Origin of the sequence: Saccharopolyspora sp. NPDC000359, from assembly GCF_040300525.1 — a bacterium.
GTDB lineage: Bacteria > Actinomycetota > Actinomycetes > Mycobacteriales > Pseudonocardiaceae > Saccharopolyspora.
The window spans coordinates 267,999-277,788 of record NZ_JBEPDU010000002.1 but is presented as its reverse complement, the minus strand read 5'-3'; the positions used below and the strand labels follow the sequence as shown (position 1 = coordinate 277,788).

The 9,790-nt window shown below is 71.6% G+C and carries 10 protein-coding genes; 3 read left to right on the top strand and 7 right to left on the bottom strand.

What is annotated here, in order from left to right:
* Positions 1–114: 114 nt before the first annotated feature.
* From ABT324_RS03090 to ABT324_RS03075, 4 genes are read right to left on the bottom strand one after another with little or no spacing between them, the layout of a single operon-like run.
* Positions 115–876 carry a sulfite exporter TauE/SafE family protein gene (locus ABT324_RS03090; protein ID WP_351170692.1) on the bottom strand — a complete coding sequence of 254 codons (762 nt, stop codon included), beginning with the start codon at positions 874–876 and terminating at the stop codon, positions 115–117.
* Complete coding sequence (locus tag ABT324_RS03085) at positions 873–1,445, bottom strand: rhodanese-like domain-containing protein (protein ID WP_351170689.1); 573 nt, start codon at positions 1,443–1,445, stop codon at positions 873–875. The genes ABT324_RS03090 and ABT324_RS03085 overlap by 4 nt, the downstream gene beginning before the upstream one ends.
* On the bottom strand, positions 1,442–2,857 hold the full coding sequence (locus ABT324_RS03080; protein WP_351170686.1) for an MBL fold metallo-hydrolase: 1,416 nt from the start codon (positions 2,855–2,857) through the stop codon (positions 1,442–1,444). The genes ABT324_RS03085 and ABT324_RS03080 overlap by 4 nt, the downstream gene beginning before the upstream one ends.
* Positions 2,858–2,905: 48 nt before the next feature.
* A complete protein-coding gene (locus ABT324_RS03075) occupies positions 2,906–3,175 on the bottom strand; it encodes a metal-sensitive transcriptional regulator (protein ID WP_351170683.1) in 270 nt (89 codons plus the stop codon).
* A 123-nt stretch (positions 3,176–3,298) separates the two neighbouring features.
* Between ABT324_RS03075 and ABT324_RS03070 the strand changes: the two genes are divergently transcribed.
* Positions 3,299–4,012 carry a hypothetical protein gene (locus ABT324_RS03070; protein ID WP_351170680.1) on the top strand — a complete coding sequence of 238 codons (714 nt, stop codon included), beginning with the start codon at positions 3,299–3,301 and terminating at the stop codon, positions 4,010–4,012.
* A gap of 6 nt (positions 4,013–4,018) precedes the next feature.
* On the opposite strand, the gene ABT324_RS03065 is transcribed toward ABT324_RS03070, so the two are convergent.
* Positions 4,019–5,107 (bottom strand): hypothetical protein, encoded by a 1,089-nt coding sequence (locus tag ABT324_RS03065; RefSeq protein ID WP_351170677.1) that lies wholly within the window; start codon positions 5,105–5,107, stop codon positions 4,019–4,021.
* 142 nt (positions 5,108–5,249) lie between these two features.
* Between ABT324_RS03065 and ABT324_RS03060 the strand changes: the two genes are divergently transcribed.
* Both ABT324_RS03060 and ABT324_RS03055 read left to right on the top strand, forming a co-directional pair.
* Positions 5,250–5,885: a class I SAM-dependent methyltransferase gene (locus ABT324_RS03060; protein ID WP_351170674.1), complete on the top strand. Its 636-nt coding sequence runs from the start codon at positions 5,250–5,252 to the stop codon at positions 5,883–5,885.
* A 483-nt stretch (positions 5,886–6,368) separates the two neighbouring features.
* On the top strand, positions 6,369–7,130 hold the full coding sequence (locus ABT324_RS03055) for an SDR family oxidoreductase (protein ID WP_351170671.1): 762 nt from the start codon (positions 6,369–6,371) through the stop codon (positions 7,128–7,130).
* A gap of 5 nt (positions 7,131–7,135) precedes the next feature.
* Here ABT324_RS03055 and ABT324_RS03050 read toward each other — a convergent pair whose 3' ends face one another.
* Positions 7,136–8,776, bottom strand: coding sequence for an MDR family MFS transporter (locus ABT324_RS03050; protein ID WP_351170668.1), 1,641 nt, complete (start codon positions 8,774–8,776; stop codon positions 7,136–7,138).
* Positions 8,773–9,411, bottom strand: coding sequence for a TetR/AcrR family transcriptional regulator (locus ABT324_RS03045; protein ID WP_351170665.1), 639 nt, complete (start codon positions 9,409–9,411; stop codon positions 8,773–8,775). The genes ABT324_RS03050 and ABT324_RS03045 overlap by 4 nt, the downstream gene beginning before the upstream one ends.
* Positions 9,412–9,790: the final 379 nt, after the last annotated feature.

Below are 9,790 nucleotides of genomic sequence, written 5' to 3'. Positions count from 1 at the left end.
GCATGCACCCCCCCTAAAACCCCCCCACCCCCCCCCCCCCCGCCCTCCGTGAGTTCGCGGCTGGGGTTGTTCGGTGCGTAACAGTGTTCGAACACTGTTACGCACTCACGACCCCTACGCGGTGGCGAGGTTGATCGCGGAGGAGGTGCCCACGCCCGCGGCGATGACCAGCACCGTCCAGGCGAACGCGCGGCGGACGGTGCTCGCGGGCAGCCGGTCGGAGAACCGGGCGGCCGCGACCGACACCAGCATCGCGGTGGCGGCGAAGGTCAGCAGCACGCCGAGGTCGAGCTGGGCCGCGGCACCGGTGTGCGCGACCAACCCGCTGACCGAGTTGATCGTGATCACCACCATCGAGTTCGCGATGGCCTGCGGCGCGGTCAACCCGAGCAGGATCGTCAGCGCGGGCACCACGACGAACCCGCCGCCGACGCCGAAGAGCCCGGTCAGCACGCCCACCCCGGAACCGGCGGCTGCCGTCCGCGGCAGGAAGCCCTGCTGGTCGACCTCGCTGCTCGGGCCCCGGCCGCCGCTGCGGAACATGCGCGCGGCGACGACGACCATCAGCACCGCGAAGCCGAGCAGCAACCAGTCCTGCGGCAGCGACCGGCCGAGCACCGCCCCGCCGATCGCCCCGGGGATCCCGGCCAGGCCGAACACCAGCGCCACCGGCCACTGCACCAGCCGCAGCCGGTTCCGGGAGCACAGCCCACCGATGGCGGAGGCGGCCACCACGACCAGCGCGGTGGGGACCGCGGTGCTCATCGGCTGGCCGACGCCGTACACCAGCGCCGGGACGGCCAGGATCGAACCCCCGGCGCCGAGCAGACCGGTGGACAGGCCGATCACGACACCGAAGACGACGGCCAGGATCATCGGGTCAGTGCCGCGAGCAGCGCCGACGCGTCCTGCTCGGGGGTGCGGTTGTACGGCAGCAGGGACAGGAGCCGAGCCATGCCGCAGGTGCCGCTCAGCGCCGAGTAGGTGAGCCCGGCGCCGATGAACCCGGCCAGCCACTTCAGCTTCGGCGCGACCAGGCTGCCCAGGACACCGGTGAGCACCAGGGACCCGGCGGCCAGCCGGACCTGCCGCTCCATCGCCCACTTCCCGGCCCCGCGGGTGACCGGAGCGCCCTGCTGCTCCCAGGCGGCGATGCCGCCCCGCAGCACGGCGAGCTGCGCGAACCCCGCGGTGGCCAGCAGGTTCCGCGCCTGCTCGGCCCGGGCGCCGGACCCGCAGACCAGCACGACCGGGTCGGTGTGGTCGGCGGACAGCCCGGAGCTGTTCGCGCGCAGCAGGTCCAGCGGCACGTTGTGCGAGCCGGGGATGTGCGCCGCGGCGAACTCGCCGGGGGAGCGCACGTCGATCAGCCGGGCGCGGGGCGTGGCGCGCACCAGCTCCCGGGCCGCTGCGACATCCACAGTGGACGGTAACGCGTTCGTCATGCTTCTCCTCCAGCGGTCGTCAGGGTGATCCCGGCGGGCCGGGCGTCGGCGAAGGCGTCGTCGATGGCGACGACGGTGCGCCCGGCGGATTCGAGCAGCGAGGCGGCGGCCGCGGCGCGGTAGCCGCTGCCGCAGTGCACCCACACCGAACCGGCCGGGACCTCGGTGATCCGGGAAGCCAGTTCGTAGAGCGGGATGTGCACCGCGCCCTCGACGTGCGAGGCGCGCCATTCGTTGGTCATCCGCACGTCGAGCACGACGTCCGCGGCCGGGAGCGCGCCGTGGCGTCCGTCCAGCGCGGCGGCCAGGTCGGCGAACGTGGCGGTCGGCGTGCTGGTCAGCTGCGCCGGGTCGGCGGCCAGCTGCGCGGGCTGCCCGGTCGCGGCCGCGGCGGGCTGGTCGATGCCGATGCGGACCAGTTCGCGCTGCGCGTCGGCGACCTGCTCGCGCGACTCGCCGACCAGCGTGATCGGCGAACCCCACTCGATCATCCAGCCCAGCCAGGTCGCCATCGGGCCGTCCAGGCCGAGGCTGACCGTGCCCGCGAGGTGCGAGTCGACGTAGGCCTTACGGGAGCGCAGGTCCACCACCCACTCGCCGCGGCGAAGGCGCTCGGCGAGCTCACCGGGGGAGGCCTCGGCCGGGGCGCGGAGGTCGAGCGGCTCCGGGCCGGTGAGGTTGCGGATGCCCATGTGCGCGTAGTACGCGGGGTAGGCGTCCAGCCCGGCCAGCGTGGTCTCGACGAAGTCCTGCTCGGCCAGCGACAGGGCGGGGTTCACCGCCCGCTGCTCGCCGATCGTCGAGGAGTCGCCGCTGGCCTGCGTCGCCGAGCAGAAGCTGCCGAACCCGTGCGTCGGCCAGATCTGCGCCCCGGCGGGCAGCAGGTCGGCCAGCTTGTGCGCGGACCGGTGCTGGTGGCGGGCCAGCTCCTCGCTGTGCTCGCCGCCGAGCAGGTCGGTGCGCCCGGTGGTGCCGAGGAGCAGGGAGCCGCCGGTGAACACGCCGACCGGTTCCCCGGAGTCCTCCAGCACGTACGACAGGTGGTGGAAGGTGTGCCCGGGGGTGGCCACCACGCGCACCCGGAGCCGGTCGGAGACCTCCAGCAGGTCGCCGTCCCGGAGCGGGCGGTGCGCGAACGGCGCCTGGTCGGCCGCGGCTATGCCGTACTCGGCGCCGGTCAGCCGGGCCAGTTCCAACCCGCCGGAGACGTAGTCGTTGTGCACGTGCGTCTCCAGGACGAGCGCGATCCGCGCGTGCCCGGTGGCGCCGATGATGCGGTCCACGTCGCGCTGCGGGTCGACCACCACGGCGCGGTGGCCGTCGGTGGCGAGGTAGCTCCGGTCGCCCAGTGAGGAGGTCTCGACGACCTCGACCTGGAGCTGACCGGTCTGGGACGGTGCTGTCACGTCCATTCACCTCCGATACCCAGGGGGGTATGCGTGTTGGGGTCGGGTGCCGGGTCAGGCTAGGGCGAGGAAGAGCCGTTCGAGCTCCTGCTCGGTCATCGGGGGTTCCTCCCCGTCCTCCCGGGCCTGCTGGCAGTACCGCATGCCGCTGGCCACGATCTTGAACCCGGCACGGTCAAGAGCTCGGGAAACGGCGGCCAGCTGGGTGAGCACGGCGGCGCAGTCATCGCCGTCCTCGATCGACTCGATCACGCTCGCCAACTGCCCCTGCGCCCGCTTCAACCGTGTCAGCGCATCGCCGAGCAGTTCCGGTTTCATCTGCATCTCTCGCCTCCTGCCCCGAAGGTACCCCCTGGGGTATCACACTAGCTCGTGCCTGTGGTCGAACGCACCCCCCGGCGGCTGGCGGCTCAGTACACTCGGCTGGCGCTGCGGGAGGAGACGGGGTTGTTCGAGTTGTTCTCGAAGCTGGCGGAGGTCCTGTCCTCGTACTGGGACCGGTTCCTGGACGGTCGGCAGGTCAACCGGGACGCGCGGGTCGCCGAGCACCTGGTGCACGTGGTGGTGGACCTGCAGGACCTGTGCGTCCGCGGGGAGCGGCTGCTCGTGCTGGCCGAGGAACTCCTCGGCGACGGCGGCACGCCGGAGACCGCCGCGGAGTTCACCGCCACCCTCCAGGAGCAGGCGCGGGCGGTGGGCGCGGTGCGTTCCACGCTGGAGGGTTCCAGGGCGCTGCTGACCACCGTCGACCCGCGGTTCTACCTGGACCTGGCGCCGCTGGTCGACCGGAAGTCCGGGCTGCTGACCAGGTGGGAGCGGCAGGCGTCGCTCAGCGCCTTCTCCACGACCACGCTGTTCTTCCTGCCTGCGGGCGAGGTGGCGCGCCTGGTGGAGATCGGTCGGGCGATCGGCGCCGACGGTGCGGACCGCGCCGGGTACGTGGTGGCGACGGCCGAGACCATCCGCGAGATCCGTTCCCGGGAAGTGCGCGACATCCGCCGGGTCGCCGGGGAGCGGGCCGACGAGCTGCGCGCCGAGCTCGGCGCAGCCCGGGCCGACCTGGCGGAAGCCGCCGAGCGCTGCTCGGCCCTGTGCGAAGCGACCGAAGCCGCAGTCGGTAGCGAGGCGATGACCAGGTTGCGGCGCAAGCTCCGGCCGTGAGGACCGTCAGCGGAAGCCCTGCAGCATCGCCCGGTGCAGCTCCGGGTCCCTCGGGTAGCCCATGCTGGCGAAGGCGTAGGCGCCGACTTCGGTGGCCATCAGCGTGAGGCGCTTGAACCTCATCATGCTGGTGAGGCGTTCGGTGTTGAAGATGAGCCGCTGGAACAGGCCGGTGCCCGCCAGTGAGCCGGTGATCCGGACCTCGTCGATGTGCACTTCTTCCCCGTCGGACCAGCTGAACTGGAGCAGTGCCACCGAGTCCTGGTCCCGCACCTCCACGTCGACGCTGCCACCGCCGTCCGGGTAGAGCGCCACGTGGGCGCGGGCGTGGTCCACCCGGTTCAGCAGGGTGTTGGCGAACCGCGCCGGGGTGATCGGGACGGTTGCCCGCCACCGCGATGCGAAGTCCTCGTCGAGCCCGACCGCGGTCAGCGCGGGCTCCAGCTGGCGGAAGTCCGCGACGTCCACGTGGGCGGTGGCCTCCGCTCCGCCGTCCTCCCGCTCCGGAGGGCTGGACAGCTCGACGTGCGCTGCCTCCTGCGCCAATTCGTCCCACACCGGGTCGGCCCGGTAGTTCGACGGCCACAGGTCCCCGCCGAGGGCGTCCCACCCGCGTTGCCACCACGCGACGCTGCGCACCGGTCGGAGCCCGTTCAGCGTGGCGGCGACGATGAAGCACCGCACGGCGAGGTAGGAGGCGCCGAGGCTGTCGATGTTGAGCGGACCCGGCTCCTCGTGCTCCCTGGCCGTGCGTTGGGCCGCGTCCTCCATCTCCGCGTAGGACACGAGGTGCGGTAGGTCGGTGATGTGGTAGTTGAGACCGGAGGAGAGGACTTCCCGGGGGCTCACCGGCTGGTAGACGACATCGCTGGCGGTGATGATCAACGGCCTGGCCCCGGGGCCTTCGCCGAGCACGAACTCCACGGCCGGATCGCCGTTCGGCGCCCAGATCCGCCGGTACCGCGCCACTTCGGCGGAGTCGATGAGGACCGTGTCATCGATGGCGGGAACGTGCGCTGACACGCGGTTGTCCGCCCTCGTTGGCTGGGTCCCGGGCAGGCCCTCCAGGGCTTCGATGATTTCCGACGCTCTCAACGGTAACCCCACCTTCGTCGAAATTGCCCAGAACGTAGCAGCTTCGAGGCTTCCAGTGGGCAGTTCGGGGCGGCGGGGTTGGCGCTGAGCCGGTGCCCCTGACGCGGATCGCTGTCGGGGCCGAGCGCTACGGTGCTCGGTCGTGATCTCTTCGACCTCCCGCGCGGCAGCCGACGCCTACAGCGCTGTCGCCTCGCTCTACGCCGGGCTCGCCCGCGACGACCTCGAGAACCTGCCGCTGGACCGGGCGGCGCTCGCCGCGTTCGCCGAGCACGTGCGGGCCGGTGCGCCCGGGCCGGTGGCCGAGCTCGGGTGCGGGCCGGGGCCGGTGACCGCGCACCTGCGCGACCTGGGGCTGGACGTCTTCGGTGTCGACCTGTCCGAAGCGCTGATCGACATCGCCCGCCAGACCTACCCCGACCTGCGGTTCGAGGTCGGTTCGATGGACGCTCTGGACCTGGCCGACGACGAGCTGCGCGGCATCGCGTCCTGGTTCTCCATCATCCACGCGCCGCCGCAGGAGGTGCCCGGGTTCTTCGCCGAGTTCCGCCGGGTGCTCGCGCCGGGCGGCCACCTGCTGCTCGGGTTCTTCGAGTCGGGGGACGGCCCGGTCGCCCCGTTCGACCACAAGGTGGCGACGGCGTACCAGTGGCCGGTCGACGAGCTGGCGCGGCTGGCCCGGGAGGCCGGGTTCGCCGAGGTCGGCCGGATGCTGCGCGAACCGTGCGGGGATGAGCGGCCCCTCCGCCGGGGGTACCTGGTGCTGCGCCTGGCGTAGGCAGTCCACCGAGGACACCGCAGGGTGGCGGTCGCGGTGAGCAGCACGATCACGAGGCCGCCTCCTGTGGCACCGACCGGACGACGGTCCAGGGCGTCCGCCTCATCGAGTGCTGGTGCGGCACGCTGAGCTCGACGGTCGCCCGTCCCTGACCGGCACCGAGGTGCACGGCTACCTCAACGAGCGCCCAGTCCTCCTCCCGCCTCGACTGCTGGTTCCGTGGTCGCCTCCTGCTCCTGCTCCTGCTCGCTCCAGCTCCGCGGCGCGGCTTCTTGCTCGATCACGGGTCGTCCCACTGAGCGGGTTTGGCGACATCAGGACCGGTGGGGTGCCGCATAGGTTCGCGGCGGACGGGTTCCCCGGCCGACCAGCACGCTCCGGTCGGCGACCTGGGGTGCCGAAGCCGGACTCGCCGGGCAGTGGTGCTTGCCCAAGCATTTGCTTGGTAACCTGGTGCCCGGGTCTCGACCACCGGAGGTGCGCGTGGCTGTTCAGCTGGACATGACGGACCGGGTCGTCCTGGTCACCGGGGGCACCAAGGGGATCGGCCGCGCCACCGCCGCCGCCTTCGTGGCGGCCGGGGCGCAGGTGGTCACCTTCGCGCGGTCCGAAGTGGACGAGCCCGCGCCGGGCACCACGCACCTGCGCTGCGACGTCCGCGACGCGCAGTCGATCCGCGAGGCGGTGGACCGGCTGCTGGCGCGGCACGGCCGCCTCGACGTGGCGGTCAACAACGCCGGGGGAGCGCCGTACGCGATGGCGGCCGACGTCTCGCCGCGCTTCCACGACAAGATCTTCGGCCTGAACCTCTCCGGGCCGCTGCTCGTCGCCCAAGCCGCCAACGCCGCGATGCAGCAGCAGGACACCGGCGGCGCGATCGTGAACATCTCCTCCGTCAGTGCCCTCCGCCCCTCGCCGGGCACGGCGGCCTACGGGGCGGCCAAGGCGGGCCTGGACTCCCTGACCCGCTCCCTGGCGGTGGAGTGGGCGCCGAAGGTGCGGCTGAACTCGATCAACGTCGGCCTGTGCCGCACCGAGCTGACCGCGGACCACTACGGCGGGGACGACACCGTCGCCGCGATCGAGCGCACCATCCCGCTCGGCCGGATGGCCAGGCCGGAGGAGATCGCCAACGTGGCGCTCTTCCTGGCCTCCGACCTGGCCTCCTATGTGAGCGGAGCGGCGGTGGAGTGCCACGGTGGCGGTGAGCCCCCGATCTTCCTCACCGCCACCCAGCACCCCTGACGGACTCAGCTGCTCGGGGCGTCGTCCCCCGCGCTGACGGTCTCCTTCTCCTTGGCCCTGCGCTGCTCGGCCTCCAGCCGCTCGGCTTCCTCGCCGCCGATCGCCTCACCGCGGTCGACCAGGCCCGCCACGTCCGACAGCGGGATCTGCTTGAGGACGAGGGCGAGCAGGAAGGCGATGCCGATGAACGGCAGCAGGTACCAGAAGACCGGTGCCAGGGCGTCGGCGTAGGCCGCGACCACGCCGTCGCGGACCGGCCCGGGCAGCTGGCTCAGCGTCTTCGGGTCCAGCGTCGCGGTGGCCGTCGAGGCGTCGGCCGCCGAGGCGCCCGCCCCGGTGAAGACCGCGGTGAGGTTCTCCGTGAGGCGGGTGGTGAAGATCGTGCCGAACACCGCCACGCCGAGCGCGGCGCCCACCTCGCGGAAGTAGTTGTTGGTGCTGGTCGCGGTGCCGATCATGGCCGCCGGGACCGCGTTCTGCACCACCAGCACGACCACCTGCATGATCAGGCCCAGGCCCGCGCCGAAGACGAACAGGAAGACGCAGATCAGCCAGATCGGGGTGTCCGCGGCCAGGGTGGTCATCATGACCATGGCCGCGCCGGTGACCAGGGTGCCGAGGATCGGGTAGATCCGGTAGCGCCCGGTCTTGGTGATCATGCCGCCGGAGGCGATCGAGGTGCCCAGCAGGCCCACCATCATCGGCAGCAGCAGCAGGCCGGAGACCGCCGCCGAGGTGCCCGAGGACATCTGCAGGAACGTCGGCAGGAAGCCGATCGCGGCGAACATGCCCAGCCCCAGCGTGAGGCCGATCGCGGTGGCGTTGATGAAGATCGGGTTGCGGAACAGGCTCAGCGGGATGATCGGGTCCGCGGCGTGGGACTCGGTGATCACGAACGCGATCGCCGACACCAGCAGCCCGGCGCCCCAGGCCCAGGTCTCGGGCGCGGTCCAGCCGTGCGCCCGGTCGCCGCCGAAGTCGGTGAAGAAGATCAGGCAGGTCGTGGCCACCGAGAGGAACAGCACGCCGAGCACGTCGATCGGCTGGGAGGCCTTCTTGTTCGGCAGGGTCAGCGCCACCAGCGCGATGACGAACGCGCCGATGCCGATCGGGATGTTGATGTAGAACGCCCACTGCCAGCTCAGGTGGTCGACGAAGAACCCGCCGAGCAGCGGGCCGCCGACGGCGGACAGGCCGAAGATGCCGCCGAGCGGGCCGAGGTACTTGCCGCGCTCGCTGGCCGGGACGATGTCGGCGATGATCGCCTGCGACAGGATCATCAGCCCGCCGCCGCCGAGGCCCTGCATGGCCCGGAACACCACGAACGCCCAGAAGTCGGTGGCGAAGGCGCAGCCCACCGAGGCGAGGGTGAACAGGGCGATCGCCACCAGGAACAACCGGCGGCGGCCGAGGACGTCACCGAACTTGCCGTAGATCGGCATCACGATGGTGGTCGCCAGCAGGTAGGCGGTGGTGATCCACACCTGGTGCTCGACGCCGCCGAGGTCACCGACGATGGTCGGCAGGGCGGTGGAGACGATCGTCTGGTCCAGGCTGGCGAGCAGCATGCCAGCGATGAGCGCGCTGAAGATGATCCAGATCCGCCGCTGCGTCAGCAGCAGCGGGGTTGGGGCGGTCGTGGTCATGATGTCCGTTCGGGGTCGTGTTGTGGTCTGAGCAGTTCGCGGGCGGCGGCGAGCCGGCGGCCCAAAACCTCCGCGAAGGGGTCGTTGCTGGTCGGGTCGAGGAACTCCCGCGCCGCGGCCCTGACCAGCGCTTGGACCAGCTGCACCGCGGTGGCCGCCCGCGGGTCCCCGGAGGGCAGTCCTTCCCGCTGCTCGACGAGCTCGACCGAGGACTCCTCGTCGCGCAGCAGCCGTTCGAAGCCCTTGGTGAGCAGCTTCGGTTCCCGCTCGAACGCGGCGCGCACGTCGGCCACGCTCTCGGCGGTGATGCCCGAGTCGTCCCAGCGCTGCACCGCCAACTCGACGAGGTCGTCGAGCAGGGTCGGCGAGACCCCCGGGACGTCCGGGTTGCCGCGTGAGGTGAACCAGGCGTTCAGCTCGTCGTCGTCCTTGCGGGCGGGCACTCCGAGGACCGCGTCGTCCTTCGAAGCGAAGTAGTTGAAGAAGCTGCGCCGCGAGATCCCGACCTGCTCGCAGACCTCCTCAACGGTGAAGCCCGACAGGCCGCGCTCCGCGGTCAGCCTGCGGGCGATCGAGGTCATCCGCGCAGCCGTCGCGGCCATGCGCCGCCTGCGCGTGTTCGTTGCACGATTCATCGCATAGTGCATTATTGCACCCTCGGATGCACGGTGCATCGAATTTGGCTGTGGCCCCGGACGCACTTGTCCGGCCGTCGCTGGGCCAGGCGGCGCAGTGGCGTCGGCCACTCGAGGGGCTTCCCGTTTCCTCCGCAGCCACCGAGAATTCGCGGAATCCGGGGTATAGAGGTCTTCTATCGGCCGTATTCGAAATTGGTCTTCCGCCGTTCGGTTGGCCGCCTGACCTGCTCGTACCCTCGGGTTTCCTGGTGGGGCAGTGGTTCCCGGCGCGTTCGGACGCTTGGGTGGGCGAATCCGGATCGCTATGGTTCGCGGTGATCGCCGGGTTGCCGGTGACAATTCCCGTTCGGTGCTCCGCCGGGTGCTGCGCGCATCC

What these genes read in the sequence shown, in the direction of transcription:
- ABT324_RS03090 (WP_351170692.1), bottom strand. Translation starts at nt 876, where the DNA reads ATGATCCTGGCCGTCGTCTTCGGTGTCGTGATCGGCCTGTCCACCGGT.
- ABT324_RS03075 (WP_351170683.1), bottom strand. Translation starts at nt 3,175, where the DNA reads ATGCAGATGAAACCGGAACTGCTCGGCGATGCGCTGACACGGTTGAAG.
- ABT324_RS03050 (WP_351170668.1), bottom strand. Translation starts at nt 8,776, where the DNA reads ATGACCACGACCGCCCCAACCCCGCTGCTGCTGACGCAGCGGCGGATC.
- ABT324_RS03085 (WP_351170689.1), bottom strand. Translation starts at nt 1,445, where the DNA reads ATGACGAACGCGTTACCGTCCACTGTGGATGTCGCAGCGGCCCGGGAG.
- ABT324_RS03045 (WP_351170665.1), bottom strand. Translation starts at nt 9,411, where the DNA reads ATGAATCGTGCAACGAACACGCGCAGGCGGCGCATGGCCGCGACGGCT.
- ABT324_RS03080 (WP_351170686.1), bottom strand. Translation starts at nt 2,857, where the DNA reads ATGGACGTGACAGCACCGTCCCAGACCGGTCAGCTCCAGGTCGAGGTC.